The organism is Salinactinospora qingdaonensis (assembly GCF_039539445.1).
GTDB classification, from domain to species: Bacteria; Actinomycetota; Actinomycetes; order Streptosporangiales; family Streptosporangiaceae; genus Salinactinospora; species Salinactinospora qingdaonensis.
In genome coordinates this window covers 1-23,019 of sequence record NZ_BAABDD010000020.1, presented here as the reverse complement: position 1 = coordinate 23,019, position 23,019 = coordinate 1, and the positions used below count along the sequence as shown (strand labels likewise).

Sequence of the window (23,019 nt, the reverse complement as noted above, 5' to 3'; positions counted from 1 at the left end):
GTGAACCTGTCCGAGTTGGAGGTCACCACGGTGGAGGCCGGACAGGTGCTGGTCGACGCCGAGTCGGTGGGTATAGCCGACCTCAGTTTCGACAGCCTGCTGCTCTAGGTTCTGTCTTTTGAAAAGGGCGGCTGGGGCCGGCGGTGGGCGCACGCGGTGAGCGCGTCCGCTGTCGCCCCCCTGGGCTGCCGAGGTCGCGAAGCGATCGAGGCACGAGCGGACGACGAAGCCCCCACGCGCCCCCACCCCAGCCGTTCGAAAAACAGGACCTAGCACCCGATCAGCGGAGCCAGGTACCGGCGGGCGAACACACGGCACTGCTCGGCGTCGTCGAGTTCGACGCAGCTTTGCGGAGTCAACAGGAAGGAGACGGCGATGCGCACCATGAGCTCGGCCACCGGTTCCGGCTGCGCTTCGGCCCTGCCTCGCGCACCCTGCCCCTTGCGCAGGTGTTCGGCGATGTAGGCGCGTAGCGCCGCCAGCACGGGGCCGCCGTTGACGGTGAAGAAGGGCAGCACAACCTCGGGTTCGAGGGTGAGCAGCTCACCGATCAGAGGATGGTGCCGGGCATAGCGCATCGACACGACGAAGCCCTCGACCACACGGTCCTCCATCGTGGGCAGCTCGCCGAGGGCCTCGTCCAGATCGTGCAGTAGCGCCCGGCACTCCCGCGCCAGGCACGCTTCGATGAGGTTGTTCTTGGTGCTGAAGCGGCGGTAGACGGTGATGCGCGACAGCCCGGCGCGCTTGGCGACGTCGTCGATGGTGGAGCGGCGCAGCCCGAACGTGGCGAACTGCTGCTTTGCCGCGTCGAGGATCTGCTGCGCCACGGTGTCGCCCGCGTAGTGGTCGGCGACCACACGGGTGAGCAGGGACTCACCGCCACCCGTGTCCGCACTGCCAGCCAAGACGACCTCCCTCATCTCATGTCCGAACTCTTTGAAACTATTTTATCCAAAAGATATCTTTGTACCACGCGGTCCGTTCTTGGGAGAACGCACATGGGCACTCGACTCACAGTGGAGCAGCAGGATTTCGTCGCCGCGTTGCGCGACTTCGCCACGCGGGAGTGTGGCACCCGCGAACAGCGCGACCAATGGGCCAAGGAGGGCGGCACCGCCCACAATCCAGAGATCTACCGCAAGCTGGCCGAGCTCGGCTGGCTGGGGGTGTGCTTCCCGGAAGCCTATGGCGGCGCCGGCGGCGGCCTCACCGAAGCCTGCCTGTTCTTGGAGGAGACCTCCTACGGCATGGTGCCCAGCGGCGGCTTCGTTACCACCGCGATCGCCGCCAAAGCCTACGAGAGGTTCGGCACTCACGACCAGAAGGAGCGGGTCCTGCGCGCCACCGTCGAGGGCGCCGTGGCCTCGATCGCCATGTCGGAGCCAGAGGCCGGCTCCGACGTGGGCGCGTTGCAGTGCGCCGCCGAGCGCCATCCCGAGGGGGGTTGGCTGGTCAACGGGCACAAGACGTGGATCTCCAACGCCCACCTGGCTGAGACGATCCTGCTGGTGGCCAGGACCGGGCCGGACAAGCACCACGGCCTCACCATGTTCGACGTCCCCGCCGACACCCCCGGCATCGAGATCCGGCCCATCGAAACCATGGGCGGCCGAGAGGTCAACGACGTCTACTTCACCGACGTTCGCCTGCCCGACAGCGCCGTCGTGGGCGAGGTCGACCAGGGGTGGGGCCAGCTCATGGCCGGCCTCGACTGCGAGCGCCTCTTCCTCGCGTCGAGCATGCTGGGGGTGGCCCGCCGCGCCTTCAACGATGCCGTGTCCTACATCAAGGTCCGCGAGCAGTTCGGGCGCCCCGTGGGCACCTTCCAGGCCCTACGCCACCGGGTCGCCGATCTGGCCACCGAGATCGAGTGCGTGCGGCTGCTGATCCGCGACGTCGCCGCCGACTACGACACCGATCCGCAACAGCGCCTCTCCCGTGAGGCGGCCATGGCCAAGCTCAAGGCGACCGAGACCGCCAAGCGCGCGGCGCTGGAGGGCATGCAGATGATGGGCGGCTACGGCTACGCCACCGAGTACGACATGGAGCGCCACCTGCGTTCGGCCGTGGTCTCCACCGTCTACGGCGGCACCAGCGAGATCCAGCGCGACATCATTGGCCGTAGCTACGGACTTTGAACCACCCCCGGCAATGCGCACCGACGCAAGGGGCGCCTCGATGTTTTTCGTCAAGCGTGGCGGGGAGGTGGTGGCGTTCGCTCGTACCTCGATCGCTTCGCGATCTCGGCAGCCTGAGGAGACGCGGTGGCCGGGGTGATCTCAACCGGTGCGGGTGGTTATGGGGTGAGGAGGCGTTGCTGTAGCCCAAGGTATGACAGGGGATGGCGGCCTGCTGAAGGCGAGGTCGGGGGGTGGAAAGCTCCTGAAGCCTGGCCTGTCTCTCGGGGAGGGGGTCTCTTCGAGGGGGCTCGCCTGTCATGCGTAGGGACATCTTCGTGCTAGAGCTCGAGGGAGGGGTTCTCTTCGAGGGGGCTCATCTTGGTGGTGAGAAGGGGGCGGCTGGTTTTTTTGGGTGAGGAATTCCTCTTAGGTGTGATGGTGGGTTGTGGCACCCTCGGGCTGCTGAGATCGCGTAGCGATCGAGGCACGAGTGGCGGGGAACCCCACGGACATTCCTCAGCCCCGGCGCGCACCGTGCCCCAGGCCCATACGCGGGGGAGTCGCCGTGCAGAACCGCCCTCAAAGGTAATAGGGAAGGCCCAGCGGCGGCCTCCCCTCGTTCGTCGCTCCTCGCCTTAGTCGTGGTAGAGCGCGTTCAGTTCAGCGGCGTACTTCTCCTGGACGACCCGCCGCTTGAGCTTGAGCGAGGGGGTCAGCTCGCCGCTGTCGGGCCCCCACTCGGTGGTGAGCAGGTGATAGCGCTTGACCTGTTCGGCGCGGTTCAACCGCTGGTTGGCGGCCTCGACGGCCTGACCGACCGCGGCTCGCACCTTCGGGTGGGCGACCAGCAACTCCCAGTCGTCACCGACCTCGATCCCGTTGGCCGCGGCCCACCCCGGAGCGATCTCCCCGTCCAGCACCAGCAGGGCCACGAGATAGGAGCGGCCGTCGCCGTAGGCGAAGGCTTGACCGATGAGCGGGTGCTCCTTGAGGGCGTTTTCCACCAGCGCGGGAGAGACGTTCTTACCGCTGGAGGTGATGATCAACTCCTTCTTGCGGTCGGTGATCCACAGGTAGCCGTCCTGGTCTTGGTGGCCGACGTCGCCGGTGGCGAACCAGCCGTCCTCGTCGCTGGCCGACCGAATGGAGCCGTCGGCTTGGAGGTAGCCGTCGAACACCGAATCCCCGCGGACGTAGATCTCACCGTCGTCGGCGAGCGCGATCTCCACGGACTCGATCGGACGCCCCACCGAGCCCAGCCGGAAACCCGTCTCGGGGCTGTTGGCCGTGGCCACCCCCACCGATTCGGTCAGCCCCCAGGCGTCCATGATCGCGATGCCCAGCCCGGCCCAAAAGCGCACGATATCCAGGGGCATGGGGGCCGAGGCGCTGGAGGCCCACACGATCCGCTCGAGGCCGGCCTTGGCCAACAGGGGCGAGAGCACCTGGGAACGCGCACGCTCGTAGCGCTCCTGTAGGGCGGAGGGGATCTTCTCGCCGCGCTCGCGGTAGCCCACATGTTCGGTGGCCACCGCCATGGCCTGGTCGACCGCGGCGCGCTGCTCCGGGGGCAGCGCCTCCAGTGCCGACCGGAGGGCTGAGGTCAGCTTCTCCCACACCCGCGGGACCCCGAAGAACTGCGGCGGCCGTACCTCTTGCAGCACCCCCGCCACCGCTTGCGGGTCGTCGCACATCCACACGTGGGAGGCCCGAAATACGGGCAGGTAGAGGCCGAGCATGCGCTCGGCGATGTGGGCCAAGGGCAGGTAGCAGATGTGGTCGGCGTGGGGCGGCAGCGTCACCACCTTGTCGAGCGACACCGCGTTGCTCAGCACATTGTGGTGGGTGACGACCACCCCTTTGGGATCGCCGGTGGTGCCCGACGTGTAGACCACGGTCAGGCGACTGTGGGGTGTGAGGGAGCGCCAGCGCTCGAACGCGCCGGAGGTCGGCGCCTCGTCCAGCCGCGCGAACGTCTCGTAGCCGCCGCTGGGGTCGAGGCCCTCGGTGTCGACCACCACCAGTCGTTGCAGCGGGAGGTTCGGATCGCGTAGCAGCGGTTCCCACACCCCCGCCCCGGCGGCGTTCTCCACCACCGCCACCCGCGCGCCGCTGTGGCCGGCGATGAAGGCGATCTGCTCGGCCGAGGCGGTGCTGTACACCGTGGTGGGGACCGCGCCGATGTGGACCAGGGCCAGGTCCGACAGCCAGTGCTCGGGACGGTTGCCCATCATGAGCAGCACCTGCTCGCCAGGCTCCACGCCCAGGTCGGCATAGCCATCGGCCAGTTCGGCGACGCGCTCGTGGACTTGGGACCAGGTCAGGGTCGACCAGTCGGCCTTGTCGGGATCACGCCACGAAAGCGCCGGCAGGTCGGCGTACTCGTCGGCGTTGCGCAGCAGCAGGCTCGGGATGGTGTCACCTGGGGATTCACCGGCGGTGTGGACAATGGGGGACATGGCGTTCTCCTGGCAAGTTGCCCGAACCGGTGTGACCAATAGCACATCGGAGTTTATCACTCCTGGTGTCACACATACCTTGTCTTAAGCGGGATTTTTGGAGGGTGAGCCGAACAGCGATGACCGATACCTCGACAACGCCCGACCCGGCCTCGTCTCGGGCTGACCTACAGCTCACGATCGATGAACTGGCTGCCCGGGCCGGGGTTTCTGTGCGGACGTTGCGCTTCTACAGCGCTAAGGGGCTGCTGCCGCCGCCGGTGATCGGTCCGCGTCGGGTAGGCCGCTACGGCACAGAGCACCTCGCGCGCCTCTCACTGATCGAGGAGTTGCAGCGCCAGGGGCTCACACTGGCGGCCGTCGACCGCTACCTCGCCCAGCTTCCCGCCGACATCACCGTCGACGACCTGGTTTTGCACCGGGCGCTGGTGGCGAGCTGGATGCCCGAGAGCGCCGAACCGTTCTCGCTTGAGCAGATGCGCAAGCAGGCAGGACGCGCGCTCTCCGAGCACGATCTGGACCGGCTGGCCGCTATGGGGATTCTCAGCCGTACCAAGGACGAGGAGACGGTCCTGGTCAACCCCTCTATGCTGCATTTGGGGTTGCGACTGCTGGAGGTTCCCGTCTCGTTGGAGACGGCTTTGGCCTCGCGGGAGATCGTCCTCAAGCACACGCGGGCGTTAGCCCACGAGTTGCAGCAATTGTTTCGGGAGCGGGTGTGGGAGCCCTACGTGGACTCCTCGCCCGATCCCGCCGAACTCGCGCGGGTGCGTTCCCTGACCGATCACATACTGCCCGCCCTGTTGCAGGCGTTGGTGACGGCCTTCCAGGAGTCGCTGAAGAACGAGCTGCGTTCGGCCGCGCGCGATTGGACCGACTCGCCCGCGGGTCAGGACAGGTAGGCGCGTCCGATGATCTCTTTCATGATCTCGATGGTTCCGCCGTAGATCGTCTGGATACGGACGTCGACGAAGGCTTGGGACACGGGGTACTCCGTCATGTATCCGTAGCCCCCGTGCAGTTGCAGGCACCGGTCCGCGACCCACAGTTGCAGTTCGCGGTCGAAGGCGTTGTAGGACACCGGGTTCGACGCGCCGGAGCGCACCTGGGCGTGCGAGCGGTTGACCGCGCGTTGAACAGCTTGCGTTCCTCGTCGGTGCCGAGCATGGCCACCACCAGGTAGGTCAGCGTCGTCCGGGTCCGCTTGACCGGGTGGCGGAACAGTTGGCCGCTCTCCACTGTGCTCTCGACGACGCCGTAGCCGACCGCGGGGTGGCTGAGCTGCATGATCACGTTGGCCGCCCCCGCCAGCAGGCTGGCACCGATCACCATCTCGTCGGCGTGGGCCGGGGCCTGTACCTCCACTGCGCACCTCCCGCATATCTGAAAACATCTGTTTTCAGATATGGAATCGGGTGCGGGAACATCTGTCAAGATGGGGTCATGGCGGAGGAAACCTCACTGCGCGTCTACGGCGGCGTGGAGGGCGACGAGCGGCAGGCCGAGCGCCGGATGCAGCTCATCGAAGCCGGACTCGACATCCTCGGTTCGGACAGCGGTGACGCCTCGTTGACGGTGCGGGGGGTGTGCAAGCAGGCGGGACTGGCCACGCGCTACTTCTACGAGAGCTTCGCCGGCCGCGACGCCCTCGCGATCGCGGTCTACGACCACGTCATCGAGGAGATGGCCACCACGACCCTGGCGGCTGTCACCGCGGCCCCCGCCGAGGCACGCGCCAAGATCCGCGCGGGCCTGGAGAACATCGCCCGCACCATCGCCGCCGATCCGCGCCGGGGGCGCCTGCTGTTCTCTGTCGCGCTGACCAACTCACTCCTGCTGCACCGGCGGGTGCACTCCTCGCGCCTGTTCGCCGGCCTGCTGGGAGATCAGGCCAAAGCCTTCTACGGCATCTCCGAGGAAACCGACATCGAACCCACCACCCAGTTCATCGTCGGTGGCCTGTCCCAAACCTTCACCGCCTGGCTGGACGGCACTCTCGAACTCGACCAGCGTCGGCTCGTGGACCGCTGCACCGAGATCTTTCTGGCCATCTCCGAGCTCCGCCCCGCTCCCTCCGGCCGGAGCCATTGAAAACCGGCGCCTAAGGGCTGTGCACCCCTTCCCCACCCCGGCCACCTGGGCCGCTTCCGATCTGGAAAGAGTCGGGGGCAGCGAATTCTTTTCAAACTTATCCCCAGCTCAACCGGGAAATCAGCTCAACAGCCCGAGGTGCGGTGCAACCGGGAAACCGTTGACAGTAGAGGGTGCCGCGTCTAGTCTCCCTTGCGGTCGAAACTTTCACTACCGATTCGCAGGAGTCTATGTGCGGGTAAGGAAAAATCTTTCTCCTGCGGCAGCACCCTCGAAGAGAAAAATAATTTCCCCCTCGCACATATCGGTGTCCACCTCCCCGAGTGTCGATTCCACAGCGGTTAACGCCGCTGCCCGTTGTCGCTCGGAGCGCCGTTTCACAACAGATTCCTTTTGTGCTGCGAAAGTATTGACAACACCGGCCACATGTTTATTGAAAACCACCGAGACCAATCAGGATCTGCTCGGGTCACCGCGGTGATCCGCGTTGCCCAAGCGCCGTAAGGCGCATGAGGAGGCCGATCGTGACACATCCCCCAACCCGGTTCGGGCGGCCGGGACGATTCCGCCCGTTGGCGCTGGCGTGCTCCCTGGCCGCCGGCGCACTCGCGCTGCCACTGCTGACGCCGGCGTCCACCGCCATGGCCGCTCCCAGTTGCACCTCCACGCAGGACTGCCTGGAGCAGATGACGTTGGAAGAAAAGGCCGGTCAGATGACCCAGGTCAACCACACCAACGTCATGGACAACCCGGGCGACATCGCCGAGTACGGGATCGGCTCGCTGCTTTCGGGCGGTGGGGCCGGCCCTGGAGGCCAGGCCGGTGGCACCGCCACCGAATGGGCCGACATGTACGACGACTACCAGCACCACGCCCTACAGAGCCGGCTGGGCATCCCGCTGATCTACGGCGTCGACGCGGTCCACGGCCACAACAACGTCGAGGGCGCCACCATCTTCCCGCACAACATCGGCCTGGGCGCCTCGCAGGACATGCGGCTGGTGCAGCGGGTCCAAGACATCACCCGCCAAGAGGTACTGGGCACCGGCATCGACTGGAACTTCGCTCCCGCCGTCAGTGTGCCCCGTGACGACCGCTGGGGCCGCACCTACGAGGGTTTCGGCGAAGTGTCCTGGATTCCCTCGATCCTGGGCGAGTACGCGGTGCGCGGCCTCCAAGGCGAGGAGCTCGGCGCCGACAGTGTCGCGGCCACCGCCAAGCACTACGTCGCCGACGGCGGTACCGCCTGGGGAACCGGCGACAGCGACTACCGCATCGACCAGGGCGACGCCCAAATGAGCGAAGCCGAGCTGCGCCGCGTCCACCTGCCGCCCTACCGTAGCGCCATCCGCGCCGACGTGGCCTCGATCATGGTCTCGTTCAGCAGTTGGAACGGCCTGAAGATGCACCAGCACGACTACCTCGTCACCGAGGTCCTCAAAGGCGAGCTCGGCTTTGAGGGTGTGGTGCTTTCCGATTGGGCCGGCGTGCGCCAAGTCGAGGGCAACAGCTACGCCGAGAAGGTGCGCAAGGCTGTCAACGCCGGGGTCGACATGATCATGGTCCCCGACGACTACGAGCAAAACATCTCGGCGATCGTCGACGAGGTCCGCGCCGGGCGCATCAGCCAGGAGCGCATCGACGACGCGGTCCGCCGCATCCTGGACCTCAAGTTCGAGCAGGAGCTGTTCGGCCACCCCTTGACCGACCGCTCCTACACCGACGATGTCGGCTCGCCCGAGCACCGCCAGGTAGCGCGCGAGGCGGTGCGCAAGTCGCAGGTGCTGCTCAAGAACGACGGCGTGCTGCCGCTGTCGCCCACATCGGGCACGGAGATCGTGGTGGGCGGCAAGACCGCCGACAACCTCGGCTACCAGCTCGGCGGCTGGTCGATCTCCTGGCAGGGCCAAGGCGGCGACGTCACCGAGGGCACCACCTTCTGGGAGGCTATCCAAGACGAGACTGCGGGCACCGGCACCGACGTGCGTTTCGTGGGCACCGACACCGGTAGCGACTACTCCGGCGACATCGGCATCTGGGTCGGCGGCGAGACTCCCTACGCCGAGGGACAGGGCGACGACGCCGACCTGGCGCTGAGCCAGGCCGACCAGCGCCACCTCACCGACATCTGCGCCAGGACCGAGGTGTGCGTCGCAATGCTGGTCTCGGGTCGCCCGTTGATCATCAACGACGCGCTCGACACCGCCGACGCCTTCGTCGCCTCGTGGCTGCCGGGCACCGAGGGCGCGGGCATGACCGACGTCGTCTTCGGCCACCACGACTTCACCGGTCGACTCCCGGTGACCTGGCCGGCCTCGGTCGACCAGGAGCCCATCACCATCGGCGACGGCCAGGAGCCGCTGTTCCAGATGGGCTACGGCCTCACCCCCTGAGTATCCGCCGCGGGTGCGTTTCCCGCCCGCCGACGGTGGCCCAGTGCCGTGGGGCCGGTCGTGGTCCCACGGCACACGGGGCGGCCTCGCCGACGCGCAGTCGGAGCCTGGCGGGCGCGGGCGCGCTAGGTTCTGTTTTTTGGAGGGGCGGCGGTGGGCACACGCGGGTGGGCGCGCCCACCGCCGGCCCCGGCCGCCCTTTTCAAAAAACAACAACCTAGGGTCAGGCCGGCGGTGGCGGTGAGACCGCGGCGCCCCCCGGGGGGTGCTTCTATGGGTTTGTCAAGCCGGGGGGTGGGCTGTGCCTGGAGGGTTTGCCGTTGGCTCGTGCCTCGATCGCTTCGCGATCTCAGCAGCCCGGGGCGGGCTGTGCCTGAGGTGGCACGGGTACCACGACAGGGGCTGGGGCCGACGTGGAGCCACCACCCCGACAAGGCAGGCGGAGGCCGGGGTCGACGCCGTAACCGGGCAGACGGGAACGAGACCACCACCACAACCGGGCAGACGGGGGCGGGGTCGACGCCGTGACGAGGCAACCAGGGGGCGAGCACCGTGACCGGGCAGACGGGGCGGCTCGGCGGGTTCCGGCGTGTTCTCAGCCACCACCCCACCGGCATACCCCCCACACCAGCAGCACCCGGCACAACAGCGGTGCGTCAAAGACACAGCGCCCTCGTCAAAGCTGCCGAGATCGCGAAGCGATCGAGGCACGAGCGACGAAAAACCCCGCACGCTCTCCCCAGACCGAAGCCACACCCCGCCACATTGCCCCGGGGGCGCCGGTGGAGAGGCGTTGCATGTCGGGGGATACCTCCTTGGGACGCCGCGTCGATGGGGTGTCTCCTTGTTGGCACACCAGGGGGAATCGACCACGGCGGGGGTTCGGCGGTCGGCGCGGCAGCCGCCTACGGCTGCCGCATGGTGATCGGCGCCCACCCCTGCCCCGACAGGAGCATGGTTGAAGCCGCCGCCGCGCCGATCGCCGGGCCTCAGGAAAGAGCCTCCTTCCGAGGGCACGTGCCGTATCTGCGCCTTCGGCCGTCGCAGGTGGAAGAGGAGAACACGGAAACGGTTTTGCTGGTCGGCGCTTCCAAAGATCGCGGCGTGGCGATTTTTTGCTTCCCTCGGAGCCGCACGCCGGAGTCGGTGTGACGACTGCCGCATTGCCGCGGCGGACGCCTACGGCCTCGACCGACGACGCTGCCCTTCCGCCCTGTCCAGCGGTCACCGAAGGTGCCCGAGTCTCGCGGTGTCATACATGCCGTCGCGCTGCTTAAGGGGAGCCCATCGCCGGGCCCGGCATGAGGAGACCGGCTCGCTCTCCGTTGTCCCCCGAGTGTCGTCCGGGCCGCCGCGCTGCTGGGGGTGGTCTTGGGCGCCGTCCCCCGGTTGGGCTCCTGGTGACCGCCTCACGTGCCATCCATTGCATGAATACCGCTTATAAGCGAGCGGGTCTTCCCTTCTCCGGTTGGGGCGGCGGATAGTTGGACCCATCACTTATGTCTAAAATGGACAGAAGTTTGTGTGTCTCGTTCAGTCTTCAGCTCGACGGAGGGAGATCGCGTGGGGAAGTCGGACACACCCGAAGACGTGGGGCCACGGTGATCGGAACTCATCGGTGGCGACCCCATGAGAAGAGCGCGCCCGCGCGCCCCGGGCGGTTTCGACCGTCTCCTGCCGGACGAGCACGAGGCCCCGGTGGGAAGCGATACCGAGGACGAGGCCCACACCTGCTGGAGGACACATGAGCACCACCCTGTTCCGCAAGCCACGACCGCGGCCGGGCGAGCCGGCGCCCGCTCTCGCCCTGCCCGCCACCGACGGCACCACCGTGACGGCGGCGAAGGGAGAGATCACCGTCGTGGTCTTCACCTGCAACCACTGTCCCTTCGCCCTGGCATGGCACGACCGCCTCTGCGCCGTGGCCCGCGACTACGCACCTCATGGCGTGCGTCTCATCCACGTCAACGCCAACGACTCCGATCGCCACCCCGACGATTCGTTCGAGGCGATGGCCGCGCGGGTGGAACGCGGCGAGTTTCCCGGCCCCTACCTGTGGGACGAGCACCAGCGGGCAGCCCGCGCATGGGGAGTCATGGCCACTCCCGAGGTGTTCGTCGTCGACGCCGAGGGGGTGCTGCGCTACCACGGAGCGCCCGACGCCGACCACGACGACCCGGCGCAAGAGGCGGCCTACCTGCGAGGTGCGCTCGACGACCTGCTCGCCGGGAACCCCGTGAGCACAGCCGAGACCGAGGTGCGCGGCTGCTCGCTGAAATGGCGCGTCGAGCTGCTGTACTGGTCGGGTTGCCCCTCCCACCCCGATGCGCTCGCGCTGGCCGAGGACGTCCTCACCGAGATCGGCAAGGCCGGGGTCGGGGTCCGGTCCCGCGAGATCCGCACCCTCGAGGAGGCCGAGGCCGAGGGCTTCGTGGGATCGCCCACGCTGCGCGTGGGTGGTGCGGAGCTGATCGAGCCCGAACCGGGCACCCCCGCCGCGCTGGCCTGCCGCCTCTACCGCCGCCGCGACGGGCGCAGCTCCCCACTGCCCGACCGCGACGACCTGGCCGAGGCGTTGCGCGCCGCGCTGGTGTACCCGTGGGAACTGCCCGGCTGGCAGGGCAGGCCATGAGCGAGGCCGAGCCGCCGGTAGCCCGCCGCGGCTGCGCGCCTACCGGCAGGTCGCCGCACCACCGGGAGACCCCGCGCAGGAGCACCGTCGGCGGCTGCGACAGCTACAGCGAGCTCTACCGCGGCGGCAACGCGGTCATCCCGGCCTCGACCGCCCGCAATCCCATCCTGACCAGCCTCGGGGGTTCAGGCACCCCGCTCACCGCACCGCGCGGCAACTCCAGGAGGATTCGATGAGCCACCACCAGATCAAGCGGGGCGTCAGCCTCTACAGCTACCAGGAGGAGTACTTCCTGCGGACGATGTCCCTCGAGGACTGCATCCGCGAGGCGGCCGGTATCGGCGCCTACGGCATCGAGACCATCGGTGAGCAGATGATGCCGGGGTTTCCCGATCTTTCCGAGGATTTCTACAAGCAGTGGCACGAGTGGATGGCCCAGTACGGCACCACCCCCACCGCCCACGACCTGTTCCTGGATACGCAGCTCTACCCGGGCCGCTACCTGACCGAGTCGGAATGTCTGGCCTCGATCCGGCGCGACATCGACCACGCCGCCAAGCTCGGTGCCACGGTCATCCGCGTCATCGTGAGCACCCCGCCCGAGATCCTCGCGGCCAGCGCCTCCTACGCCCGTGATCACGACGTCAAACTCCTGGTCGAGGTGCACGCCCCCTTCCATATGGACCACCCTTGGATTCAGCGTCACCTCGACCAGATCCGCCGCGTCGACTCCGAGTACCTCGGGCTGATGCCCGACATGGGCATGTACGTCCAGCGGATTCCGCGTGTCATGCGCGACCGCGCGGTGCGCAACGGGGCCTCGGAGTTCTTCGCCGACTGGGTGTGCCGACAGTACGAGCAGCGGCCCGGCCGTGAGGCGCTGACCCTGCCCACCGAAGTCAAGTACATGGGCGGCGGGCCCGCCGATATCGCCTTCGCCTCCGCGGCGCCGCACATGGTTTTCACCGAACCGCGACGGCTGCTCGAGGTCATGGACTACTGCCACCACATCCAGGCCAAGTTCTACGAGATGACCACCGACGACGACGGCAACGACGTCGAGTACTCGATCCCCTACGCCGACATCGTCGACGTGCTGATCGAGGGAGGTTACCGCGGCTACCTGTCCAGCGAGTACGAGGGCAACCGCCACATCCAGGACGCCTTCGAGGTCGACAGTGTCGACCAGGTTCGCCGCCAGCACCGCATGTTCACCCGCCTGCTCGGCGAATCGGCCTGAGGAGACACCGATGTATGAGCGCTACATGATCTGCACCGACGCTTACCGGGCCACGTCCGAGGGCTTCCAGGTCGAGATCCGCGCCCCCTACTACCGGGGCATCCGGCTCTGCCTCGTAGAGTCGATCGAGGTGCGGCTGGACGGCGAGCCCGTTCCCGCCGCCGACATCACCTTCCGGTTGCGGGGACGCGACTATTCCCTGCACGAGTTGGCTGCCGAACACGTCCAGCGCTGGGAGTTCGGCGAGCGCGCCACGCTGGAGGTCCACCGCCCCGCCCTGGCCCCCGGCGAACACCGCCTGTCCCTTACAGAGGAGCTCCGGATCTCCTACATGCCGGTCCCGCTGCGCAGTACGGCCGAAGCCGTGCTGCACCTCTAGGAGAGGCCGCGGAGCAACCGACGGCCACAGGCCATCGCCCCTCACGATCGTCACGGCCGCTCGCCGGTTTGCTTAGCTGCGACGGCTACGGCGCCCTGGGCATGTGGGGCCTGAGGGGCCCGCCGTGAGGCCCCACCGGGATGGACGAGACCTGGGGGGCGATGACCATAGCCGACACGCCCCGGCCACACCCGGTCGCTGCGCACCGGCGCAACGATCGGGCGCTCGACGAGGGGGGAACAAACGGCGGCAACGCCGCTGTTGCTCTCAAGGTGACCACGGGGTCACCGCTCCTGAGAGCCCACGCGGGGGTTCTGCGTCTCGTGACGAAAGGCCGTTCTTCGTGTCCGTCCCCATCTCGATCCTCGACTTGGCCCACATCGCCGAAGGCATGACCGCGCGGGACAGTTTCGACGCCAGCGTGGCCATCGCCCGCAAAGCCGAGGAGCTGGGCTACCGGCGGATCTGGTACGCCGAGCACCACAACATGGCCACCATCGCCTCGTCGGCGACCAGTGTCCTCATCGCCCACATCGCCTCCCAGACCAGCGACATCCGGCTCGGCGCCGGCGGTGTCATGCTGCCCAACCACGCGCCGCTGACCATCGCCGAACAGTTCGGTACGCTCGCCACCCTGCACCCCGGCCGTATCGACCTCGGGTTGGGCCGCGCTCCGGGCAGCGACCAGAACACGATGCGCGCGCTGCGCCGCGACCCTTCGGCGGCCGACACCTTCCCCCAGGACGTCCTCGAACTCCAGGGCTACCTACAGGGCCGGTCACGGATCGAGGGCGTGGACGCCATTCCGGGCAGGGGCACCAACGTGCCGCTCTACATCCTGGGCTCGTCGTTGTTCGGCGCCAAGCTCGCCGCCGGTCTCGGCTTGCCGTATGCGTTCGCCTCCCACTTCGCGCCCAACGCGCTCCAGGACGCCGTAGCCGCCTACCGGCGCGAGTTCACCCCCTCCGAGCACCTGCGCGAGCCCCACGTCATCGCCGGGGTCAACGTCACCGCCGCCGACACCTCCGCCGCGGCACGCGAGCAGTTCCACCTGGCCAAGCGCCGCATGGTGGCCCAACTGCTCGGCCAGGGCCGCCCTCTCTCCGCCGAGGAGGCCGAGGCCGCTATGGAGTCGTTGGCCGGGCGGCGGGTGTTGCAGATGGCCACCTACTCCGCGGTGGGCGAGCCCGGCGAGGTCAAGGACTATCTCGACTGGTTCACCGGGCACGCCGACGCCGACGAGTTGATCATCACCGCGCAGGCCCCCACCGTCGAGGCGCGGCTGCGCTGCGTGGAACTCGTGGCCAAGGCCACCGGCATGCCCGCCCACTGAGGTGGCCACGGACCCCTGACCGCTGCGGTCCCCTCAGCATCTGGTGGCTATCTGCGCTGCCGGTGGAGAGGACCGCTACGGCCGCAGCGCCGAATGCCGGCCGGACTGTCGATAGGGCCGGCTGTAGCGTCACGGTCACCTGCCATCGGAGGCGGGGTATAGCCCGCTCTACCTGAAAGGTGTAGCCGGACGGATCGTGCGGGCCGGGGGTGGCTTTCTAGAGTCATGGTGTGGCCGGGCTCGTTGGCAGGAGAAGCGCGGCCACGGCTGTCGCGTCGCCCCCCGGAACACAGGAGTCACCAATGACAGCTCCCCACCGCTTCACCGGCAGAGACCCGCAGCGAGGTGAGCGCCGCGTTCGGCGCGCCCCGGCGGGTGAGGGCTCTGGCCGCGCAGCGCGTGCCCTGTTGTGGACAGGAGTGGGCATAGGGGGTGCGGGCAACGCGGTTACCTCCCTGGGCGGCTATCCGCTGATCAGCCCGGTCTTTGGCGTGGTGACCGTCCTGTGCGCCGTCATGCTCGTCGTCCACCACCTGAAGCGGCGCCGCTAGCGTTCTCGCGGGACGGGGGCGTCCCCCCGAACGTCGTCATCGCCTCGTTTCCGAGGACAAGAGTCTCGCGGGCGAAGGACCGTAGGTGCAATTGCATCGTCGGATTTTCGCTATGTCGTCCCCATTACGCGAATTTCCGTCCGGGGTTTGTCACATATTTTTGATGTTGATTTGGCCGAATGTGGACAGTTGGTCCGGTTTATTACTCTACTGTTCAGTAACGTTGCACTATGTGACAAAGACGGAAAATACCGACTGATTGGGAATCTTCGGGGGTGTGGTGTGGCGCTGTGAGCTGCGCAAACGATGCTTGCTTTGGGGGGTGGACTCTGACTTCCCGTCGGAATGTGTCTCCCTGTGCATCTGATTTTTCGTAGCGTAATTGGCAGATGTATTTTCGGCGGTTGATGCCGCTCCGGTCGCCGGGCTTCGAGGGCGATGATCATGTGAATTTTAGGGGTTTTGGTGGATGGTCCGATGGGCGGAGATCGTCGGACCGCATCCGCGGGCGTGCGGCTGAAGGAAAGTGAAAACGTCTGGCACCTGCTCTGAAGTACTCTGCTTCTTTGCAGGTGAAGCAGGGTGCTTGCGGTGGTTTGCCAGTGCGGTTCGGGGGCCGGTCCGCCCGCGAGGAGTTTACTTAGATCGCTTTTTTAGAAGCCTCTCAAATTTTTCTCTCCTGGGTTGAATATTTCTCAGTGGATTTTGTTGGAATTTTTTAGAATATTAAAATTCCATTGTCTTGTTTTTCGGCTTCTCCTGTGGGGAGTGGGGAGATCAACTCTCCGTTGTCGGACTCGCCTATCTCGTTTGCATCAACCGCGAGGTATAGGTGAGTATCTGTTGCTGGTGTAGCTGGCTACCTTGTGCGGGGCCGTCAGGAGCGACTTTCAAGGGGTGGCTTTAGTCGATGCTGCTTTCCCGGGGGGGAGTAAGGAGAGGAAAATGATCATGAGGGAAGAGATTTCCGTCCTGCTCGACCGGCTGATGAAAAAGTTTCGCGTTCCCGGTGCCCAACTGTCGCTCTACCACGACGGCGAGCTCCATGAGCTGGCCCTCGGTGTCGAGGAGTCGGCCGCGGGCCGCCCCGTCACCCCCCGCTCGCGCTTCGCTTTCGGGTCGGTCTCCAAAATCTTCACCGCCGCCCTTCTCATGCAGTTGGTCGAGGACGGTGACATCGATCTCGACGCGCCCATCGCGGAGCACCTCCCGCCGCACGACTCGTCTCGCCACTCGGTGGCCTCGGCCACCCCGCGCCAATTGCTCAGTCACACAGCCGGCCTGCGCTCCGACCACGAAGGCGGCCCCCTCAGATCCCCCTCCCTCCGCCGCTACGCGGCCTCACTGCTGAGCCTTGAGCACATCAACCCACCCGGAACCGCGTTCTCCTACGCCAACACCGGCTATGCGCTCGCGGCCTACCTCGTCGAGGCGGTCACCGCACAGGACTGGTGGCAGACGCTGGAGAGCTACCTCCTCCTGCCCAACGAACTGGACCTCGCCTTCGTCTACGACGCCCGCGACCCTGACGCCCGGCCCGATCTCGTCAGCGGCCACACCGTCGACGTGCGCTCCGGCGCCGTCGAGCCGGTGGAGTTCTACGTCGAACCGCCCCTCGTCCCCGCCGGGGGCCTCGCCGGGAGCGCGACCGACCTGGTGCGTTTCGCGTGCGCGTCCATGAACCGCGCCGACGCCGCCGCAGAGATCGACATCGCAGACATCGACGTGCTCCGGGAGATGGGGCGGGCCGTTCCGGTGGCCGACCCCTTCGGGCTGGCCGACGGCTGGGGCGCGGGCTGGGCCCTGCATCTGGCGGGAGACCGGTTCTGGTACGGCCATGACGGCACTCTCGACGGCGGCACCTGCAACCTGCGGATCGACCCCGAGGGGGCGACCGCGCTCGCGCTGACCACGAACGCCACCACCGGGGTCCAACTCTGGGAGGAGCTGGTCGCGGGCCTGCGCGACCTGGAGATCGACGTCGGACACTACAGCCAGCCGACCCTTCGGGGAGAAGTGGCACAGCCCAGCGCCGACATCACCGGACGCTACGTCAACGGCGACCTCAGCGTCGACATCACCCCCCAGGACCAAGACAGCTTCCGCTTCACCGTCGCCAACGGCCTCTCCGGACAGATGCGAGTGACACCGGAGCTGTCCTTCTCGGTCACGGTCGGCGACCTCGGCGGCATGTCCTTCGCCGGCCGTTTCCTCGTCGACCCCGTCGACAACAAGACCGTCACGGCGATGCAGTACAACGGCCGAGCCCTGCGCAGAACCGGACTCGCGGTCCGCTCCACGGCCTGAGTCCACAAGACACGTCCGTCCCCAGCGCCCTCCCGGGCCGCTCGCGCGCCACCCCACCCGCTCCCCTCGGAGCGTGCCACCCCTGCCCACCCCGCTCCCGCATCCAGGAGTTGTGTTCGTGCAGCCTTCGCAGCAGTCGGAGACCTCCCTGCCTCCCCGCCCCGGCACCGAGACCTGCACCGCCCACTCGTTTCCCGAGCTCTTCGCCGCCAGCGTCGCCCGCACCCCCGACGGCGTGGCCCTTGTCTCCGACACCGAAACCCTGACCTACGCGGAGCTGGCCGAACGGGTCGAACGGTGGGCGCAAGGGCTGGCCGCGCGCGGCGTCGGACCGGGCAGCCGCGTCGGCGTCCACCTTGAGCGCGGCACCGAGCTCGTGGTCGCGATGCTGGCGGTGATGCGCGTCGGCGCCGCCTACCTCCCCCTGGACCCCGCCTACCCGCGGCAGCGGCTGGCCTACATGCTCGCCGACTCCCAGGCTGCCCTGCTCATCACCTCTGCTGCCGCGGAGCCGATCTCGGCGGAGTGTGACACCGTGATCCCCGCCGAGATCACCGGCTTCGCTCCCCTGCCCACGACTCGCCCGATGCCCGATGACCTCGCTTATGTCATCTACACCTCGGGCTCCACGGGGCGGCCCAAGGGCGTCCTGGTGCCCCACCGGGGTATCCGCCCCCTGGCCCGCACGCAGCAGGTCCGTATGGAGGTGGCTCCAAACTCCCGGGTGCTACAGTTCGCCTCCCCCAGCTTCGACGCCTCGATCTTCGAGGTGTGCATGGCGCTGCTCAACGGCGCCGCCCTGGTCGTACTGCCCCGTCACCGCCTGCTCGGCGACGCGCTCGTTGAGACGATGCGCGAGTACCGCATCAGCCACGTCACCCTCCCCCCGGCGGTGCTGCCCGGGCTACAGCCCACCGACCTGCCCGACCTACGGGCCATGATGGTGGCCGGCGAGGCGTGCCCCGGCGACATCGTGGACCTCTGGTCGCGCGGACGCCGGATGTACAACGGCTACGGACCTACGGAGACGACCGTCTGCGCGACCATGAGCGCGCCGCTGTCGGGCAACGCCGTCCCCCCGATCGGCCGTTCGGTCGATGGCGCGGCCGTGTACGTCCTGGACGCCGAGCTGCGCCCGGTCGACGACGGCCAGACCGGGGAGCTCTACATCCGAGGCGAGGGGCTGGCCCGCGGTTACCACGGCCGCCCCGCGCTGACCGCCGAGCGCTTCGTCGCCGACCCCTTCGGCCCTGCCGGCTCCCGCATGTACCGTTCCGGTGACCTGGTGCGGGTACGTGACGACGGTGAACTGGAGTTTCGTGGCCGCTCCGACGAGCAGGTGAAGCTGCGCGGTGTCCGGATCGAGCCGGGCGAGGTCGAGGCCGCGGTCTCCGGGATCGACGGTGTCGCCAACGCCGCTGTCCTCGTGCGCGAGGATCGTCCCGGCATCCGCCGCCTAGTGGCCTACGTGGTCGGGGAACGCCAAGCTCCCGAGCCCGACGGGGCGGCGGTGCGCGCCGAGCTGGCTACCACGCTGCCCGACCACATGGTTCCCGCGGCCGTGGTCGTGCTGTCGACCATGCCCACCACCGCTAACGGCAAGATCGACCGGGCCGCGCTGCCCGCACCCGACGACGATCGCGCGCGCGAGTACGTAGCGCCGCGCGACGCCACCGAGCGGGTGGTCGCCGAGGAGCTCGCCCGCGTCTTGGGTCTGGACCGCCTCAGTGTCCACGACGACTTCTTCGAACTGGGAGGCGACTCCATCCTCGCCGCGCGCGCGATGTCGCGCATCGAGGCGCGCACCGCCACGGCACTCGACCGGCGGGCCGTGTTCACCCACCGCACCCCGGCGCGGTTGGCGGCCGAGAGCGCGCGCAGCGGCGCGCGGCTGGCCACGATCGAACCGGCCGACCGCAGCCGCCCCCTGCCGTTGTCCAGCGCGCAGCGCCGCCTATGGTTCCTCTACCAGCACAACCCCAGCAGCACCGAGTACTACACCGGCAGCGCCTACCGCCTGACGGGTGAGCTGTCGGTGCCCGCCCTCCGTGCCGCGCTTCGTGACTTGCAGCAGCGCCACGAGCCGCTGCGCACCACCTTCGGCATGGACGGCGATACCCCCGTCCAGGTGATCGGCGCCCCGAGTCCCGACAGCGAGCTGCTGCGCGAGGCCGACCTGTCCACCGTCGAGGAGCGGCACCACCGGCTGGCGCACCTGCTCACCGCCGAGGTCGACACACCCTTCGACCTGGTTAACGGCACCCCGTTCCGGGCGCTGCTGGTCCGCCTCACCGAGGATGAGCACGTCCTGGTCCTCAGCGCCCACCACATCGCCTGCGACGGTTGGTCCGTCGACGTCATGGTCGGCGACCTGGGCCGGCTCTACCGTGCGCGGACCGGCGCCGGCGACGACGCCCTCTCGGTGGAACCGAGGGTGTGCTACGCCGACTTCGCGGTGTGGGAACAGAACCGGTGGGATAGCCAAACCGTCCAGCACCGTCTGGATTTCTGGCAGCGCCACCTCGACGGGGCACGCCCGCTGGAGCTTCCCACCGACTGGCCCCGCCCCGCCGCGCGCACCACTGCCGGGGCGGTGCACCGCTTCGAGCTGGCGCCGGAGTCGGTGCACGCCCTGCGGGAACTAGGGCGCACCCAGGGCGCGACCCTGTTCATGACGCTCACCGCAGCCACCCAACTGCTCCTGTCCGCCGCTTCCGGCACCGAGGACGTCACGCTCGGGATGGCCGCTGCGGGCCGGGATCACCCCCAGCTCGACGACATGGTCGGGTTCTTCGTCAACCCCGTCGTCCTCAGGTCCCGGATCGACCCGTCGGCCACGCTCGCCTCGTTCCTCGACGATGTCCGCCGTGCCGCCCTGGAGGCATTCGACAACGAACTGCCCTTCGAATGGGTCGTGGACCGGGTGGTCTCCGAACGTGACCCCAGTCGCACCCCGATCTTCCAAGCACTGGCCGTGTTGCAAAACGCCCACTCCGGGGAGCTGGACCTGCCCGGTGTGCAGGCCCGCCAGCTCGACCTGCCCCGCAACTCGGCCCTGTTCGACCTCGTCTTCGAGTTCACCGAGCGCGACGGCGGGCTGCGCGTGGCCATCGAATACAACACCGATCTGTACGCCCCTTCCCGGATCGCCGATCTCGAAGAGGGGCTTAAGCGCATCCTCACCGCGGCCGTGGCCTCCCCGCAGCTTCCCGTGACCCGGCTCGACATTCGCACCCAGTCCGAAAAGCGGGCCATCGCCACCTGGGAGGGCGAACGCGCTGACGGCCCCGCCACCACGGTTCCCGAGATGTTCGCCGCCCAGGTGGCCGCGAACCCCGACGCCCTCGCCGTGACGGGCCCATCCGGTGAGTTGACCTACGCTCAGCTCGACGAGCGTTCCGCGGAGCTGGCTCGCCGGCTGCGCGGCCACGGGGCCGGCTCGGAGTCGCTCGTCCTGCTGGTCCTGCGCAGCCGCACCCACATCGTGACGGCGATGCTGGCCGTGCTGCGCGCCGGCGCCGCCTACGTTCCGGTCCATCCCGATGACCCCGGCGAGCGCATCCGCCGGCTCGCCGAGGAGACCGGCGCCGGCTGCGTGCTCACCGACGACGCTTCGGCACAGCGCGTCCCGGCTGCCCAGGAACGCCTCACCCTCAACCTGGACGACGCCGACCTCCTCGACGCAGCCCCGGAACCAGAGCCCAGCCAGGCGCAGACCCGGATTCTCCCGCAACAGCTCGCCTACGCCATGTTCACCTCCGGCTCCACCGGTACGCCTAAGGGGGTGGCGGTCACCCATGACGACATCGTCCGGTTGAGCCAAGACCGGCGCTGGGGCGAGGGGCGCCACCAGCGGGTGCTCTTCCACTCCTCCCACGCCTTCGACGCCGCTACCTACGAGATCTGGGTGCCGCTGCTGCGCGGCGGCACGGTCGTCCTCGCCCCGCCCGAGCGCATGGACGCCGAGGAGTTCGCCGCCCTCGTCGACCGCTACGACGTCAGGGGTGCCTTCCTCACCGCGGCCCTGTTCAACCTGTTCGCCTCCCAAGACCCCACCTGTTTCGCCGGGATGCGCGAGGTGCTCACCGGCGGCGAGGCCGCGAACCCGCAGGCGCTGCAACAGGTCGCCGACGCCTGCCCCGGCACCAGCGTGGCCAACGCCTACGGCCCCACCGAGACCACGACGTTCGCAACCTACTTCCCCCTGCCCGCCGGGCAGCCGGCCCCCGAATCCGTGCCCATCGGCACCGCCCTCGACGGGATGCGGGTGCACGTGCTGGATGGGTTGTTGCGTCGGGTTCCGGTGGGGGTTGTTGGGGAGTTGTATGTGGGTGGTGCTGGGGTGGCGCGTGGTTATGTGGGGCGTGCGGGGTTGACGGCGCAGCGGTTTGTGGCTGATCCGTTTGGTTCGGGTGGGCGGTTGTATCGCACGGGGGATGTGGTGCGGTGGAATCGCGAGGGGCAGTTGGAGTATGTGGGTCGGGCCGATGACCAGGTCAAGATCCGCGGGCTGCGCATCGAACCCGGCGAGGTCGAGACGGCGCTGCTGCGGCTGCCCGAGGTCGCTGAGGCCACCGTGAACGTCTACCGCTCCGCTGCCGGCGGGCCGAGGCTGGTTGCCCACGTCGTGGGGGGCCACGGCGAGCTCTCGGCCGAGGAGGCCCGCGACCTCGGCTCACGGCTGTCGTCGACCCTTCCCGCCTACATGGTGCCCCAGGTGATCATGCCGATCGCCGCCATGCCGATGACCCGCAACGGCAAGGTCGACCGTGCGGCGCTGCCCGCGCCCGAGGCCGACACCCCGTCCGAGAGGACCTTCACCGCCCCGCGTTCGTGGGTGGAGCGGGTGTTGGCGGAGGTGTTCGCGTCGGTGTTGGGGGTGGAGCGTGTGGGGGTCGATGATGATTTCTTTGCGTTGGGTGGGGATTCGATTCTGAGTATTCAGGTGGTGTCGCGGGCGCGGCGTGGGGGTGTGGTGGTGTCGTCGCGGGATGTGTTTGCGCATCCGACGGTGGCGGGGTTGGCTGCGGTGGCCGGTGCGGAGTCGGGGGCGCCGGTGGTGTCGGGTCCGGTGTCGGGTCCGGTGCGGGCGACGCCGATTATGCGGTGGTTCTTCGAGACGCATCCGGTGGCGCCGCACCGTTTCAACATGTCGGTGGTGTTGGATCTGGTGGAGGATTTCGACGCCTCGGCGCTGCCGCGGGTGGTGGCGGCCCTGCTGGAGCACCACGACATGCTCCGACTGCGGGTGGGAAGCGACGGGCACCTCCGGATCGCGCCGGCCACCGCTGAGACCCCCGCCGTGGACACGGTCGACCTGTCCGGGATCGCGCCCGAGGAGGCCGAGCGGGCGATCCAGGACCACGTGCTTTGGGCGCAGCGCTCGCTCGATCTGGTCGATGGGCCGGTGGTGCGGGTGGTGGTGTTCGATGGTGGTGTTGGTGGTGGGGTGCGGTTGGTGGTGGTGGCCCACCATTTGGTGGTGGATGGGGTGTCGTGGCGGGTGTTGGT

Annotated in this window: 16 protein-coding genes and 1 pseudogene; 13 read left to right on the top strand and 4 right to left on the bottom strand. The window is 68.2% G+C overall.

Translation table 11 applies throughout. The annotated features are described in order from the left end of the window. Positions 1-269: 269 nt before the first annotated feature. Positions 270-908 (bottom strand): TetR/AcrR family transcriptional regulator, encoded by a 639-nt coding sequence (locus ABD848_RS18205; protein WP_344973733.1) that lies wholly within the window; start codon positions 906-908, stop codon positions 270-272. Between the two features lie 93 nt (positions 909-1,001). On the opposite strand from ABD848_RS18205, the gene ABD848_RS18200 reads away from it, so the two are divergent. Further along, positions 1,002-2,141 carry an acyl-CoA dehydrogenase family protein gene (locus tag ABD848_RS18200; protein WP_344973728.1) on the top strand — a complete coding sequence of 380 codons (1,140 nt, stop codon included), beginning with the start codon at positions 1,002-1,004 and terminating at the stop codon, positions 2,139-2,141. Positions 2,142-2,758: 617 nt separating this feature from the next. Here the strand turns inward: ABD848_RS18200 and ABD848_RS18195 are convergent. Next, positions 2,759-4,582 (bottom strand): AMP-dependent synthetase/ligase, encoded by a 1,824-nt coding sequence (locus tag ABD848_RS18195; protein WP_344973725.1) that lies wholly within the window; start codon positions 4,580-4,582, stop codon positions 2,759-2,761. Between the two features lie 119 nt (positions 4,583-4,701). On the opposite strand from ABD848_RS18195, the gene ABD848_RS18190 reads away from it, so the two are divergent. Then, positions 4,702-5,484: a MerR family transcriptional regulator gene (locus ABD848_RS18190; RefSeq protein ID WP_344973722.1), complete on the top strand. Its 783-nt coding sequence runs from the start codon at positions 4,702-4,704 to the stop codon at positions 5,482-5,484. Here the strand turns inward: ABD848_RS18190 and ABD848_RS18185 are convergent. Continuing rightward, entirely contained in the window at positions 5,472-5,663 is a 192-nt protein-coding gene (locus tag ABD848_RS18185) for an acyl-CoA dehydrogenase family protein (RefSeq protein WP_344973970.1), read from the bottom strand. The two genes, ABD848_RS18190 and ABD848_RS18185, sit on opposite strands and share 13 nt — an antisense overlap. A gap of 15 nt (positions 5,664-5,678) precedes the next feature. Continuing rightward, positions 5,679-5,869 (bottom strand): annotated as a pseudogene (locus tag ABD848_RS18180) (oxygenase MpaB family protein); the annotation flags it as partial. A gap of 156 nt (positions 5,870-6,025) precedes the next feature. Between ABD848_RS18180 and ABD848_RS18175 the strand changes: the two are divergent. From ABD848_RS18175 to ABD848_RS18125, 11 genes are all read left to right on the top strand, one after another. Continuing rightward, positions 6,026-6,673, top strand: coding sequence for a TetR/AcrR family transcriptional regulator (locus ABD848_RS18175; RefSeq protein WP_344973719.1), 648 nt, complete (start codon positions 6,026-6,028; stop codon positions 6,671-6,673). Between the two features lie 524 nt (positions 6,674-7,197). Further along, on the top strand, positions 7,198-9,066 hold the full coding sequence (locus ABD848_RS18170) for a glycoside hydrolase family 3 protein (RefSeq protein WP_344973714.1): 1,869 nt from the start codon (positions 7,198-7,200) through the stop codon (positions 9,064-9,066). A 954-nt stretch (positions 9,067-10,020) separates the two neighbouring features. After that, the gene (locus tag ABD848_RS18165) at positions 10,021-10,218 is read left to right on the top strand and encodes a hypothetical protein (protein ID WP_344973711.1); all 198 of its coding nucleotides are present in this window, start codon (positions 10,021-10,023) and stop codon (positions 10,216-10,218) included. Between the two features lie 592 nt (positions 10,219-10,810). Further along, positions 10,811-11,698, top strand: coding sequence for a thioredoxin family protein (locus ABD848_RS18160; protein WP_344973706.1), 888 nt, complete (start codon positions 10,811-10,813; stop codon positions 11,696-11,698). Continuing rightward, positions 11,695-11,934 carry a hypothetical protein gene (locus ABD848_RS18155; protein ID WP_344973701.1) on the top strand — a complete coding sequence of 80 codons (240 nt, stop codon included), beginning with the start codon at positions 11,695-11,697 and terminating at the stop codon, positions 11,932-11,934. Before ABD848_RS18160 ends, ABD848_RS18155 begins: the two co-directional genes overlap by 4 nt. Further along, positions 11,931-12,938, top strand: a complete 1,008-nt coding sequence (locus ABD848_RS18150; protein ID WP_344973698.1) for a sugar phosphate isomerase/epimerase family protein — start codon at positions 11,931-11,933, stop codon at positions 12,936-12,938. The genes ABD848_RS18155 and ABD848_RS18150 overlap by 4 nt, the downstream gene beginning before the upstream one ends. 10 nt (positions 12,939-12,948) lie before the next feature. Continuing rightward, positions 12,949-13,317: a C-glycoside deglycosidase beta subunit domain-containing protein gene (locus ABD848_RS18145; RefSeq protein ID WP_344973695.1), complete on the top strand. Its 369-nt coding sequence runs from the start codon at positions 12,949-12,951 to the stop codon at positions 13,315-13,317. A 343-nt stretch (positions 13,318-13,660) separates the two neighbouring features. Further along, on the top strand, positions 13,661-14,650 hold the full coding sequence (locus ABD848_RS18140; protein ID WP_344973692.1) for an LLM class flavin-dependent oxidoreductase: 990 nt from the start codon (positions 13,661-13,663) through the stop codon (positions 14,648-14,650). Positions 14,651-14,952: 302 nt separating this feature from the next. Next, a complete protein-coding gene (locus ABD848_RS18135; protein WP_344973685.1) occupies positions 14,953-15,201 on the top strand; it encodes a hypothetical protein in 249 nt (82 codons plus the stop codon). A 945-nt stretch (positions 15,202-16,146) separates the two neighbouring features. Further along, complete coding sequence (locus ABD848_RS18130) at positions 16,147-17,508, top strand: serine hydrolase domain-containing protein (protein WP_344973682.1); 1,362 nt, start codon at positions 16,147-16,149, stop codon at positions 17,506-17,508. A gap of 118 nt (positions 17,509-17,626) precedes the next feature. Continuing rightward, positions 17,627-23,019: amino acid adenylation domain-containing protein (locus ABD848_RS18125; RefSeq protein ID WP_344973677.1), on the top strand; the 5,393-nt coding region annotated here is incomplete at its 3' end.

Bases quoted from the DNA above. Each gene is read 5' to 3' on its own strand.
- ABD848_RS18145 (WP_344973695.1), top strand. From the start codon at position 12,949: ATGTATGAGCGCTACATGATCTGCACCGACGCTTACCGGGCCACGTCC.
- ABD848_RS18175 (WP_344973719.1), top strand. From the start codon at position 6,026: ATGGCGGAGGAAACCTCACTGCGCGTCTACGGCGGCGTGGAGGGCGAC.
- ABD848_RS18195 (WP_344973725.1), bottom strand. From the start codon at position 4,582: ATGTCCCCCATTGTCCACACCGCCGGTGAATCCCCAGGTGACACCATC.
- ABD848_RS18190 (WP_344973722.1), top strand. From the start codon at position 4,702: ATGACCGATACCTCGACAACGCCCGACCCGGCCTCGTCTCGGGCTGAC.
- ABD848_RS18130 (WP_344973682.1), top strand. From the start codon at position 16,147: ATGATCATGAGGGAAGAGATTTCCGTCCTGCTCGACCGGCTGATGAAA.
- ABD848_RS18160 (WP_344973706.1), top strand. From the start codon at position 10,811: ATGAGCACCACCCTGTTCCGCAAGCCACGACCGCGGCCGGGCGAGCCG.
- ABD848_RS18135 (WP_344973685.1), top strand. From the start codon at position 14,953: ATGACAGCTCCCCACCGCTTCACCGGCAGAGACCCGCAGCGAGGTGAG.
- ABD848_RS18165 (WP_344973711.1), top strand. From the start codon at position 10,021: ATGGTTGAAGCCGCCGCCGCGCCGATCGCCGGGCCTCAGGAAAGAGCC.
- ABD848_RS18155 (WP_344973701.1), top strand. From the start codon at position 11,695: ATGAGCGAGGCCGAGCCGCCGGTAGCCCGCCGCGGCTGCGCGCCTACC.
- ABD848_RS18150 (WP_344973698.1), top strand. From the start codon at position 11,931: ATGAGCCACCACCAGATCAAGCGGGGCGTCAGCCTCTACAGCTACCAG.
- ABD848_RS18200 (WP_344973728.1), top strand. From the start codon at position 1,002: ATGGGCACTCGACTCACAGTGGAGCAGCAGGATTTCGTCGCCGCGTTG.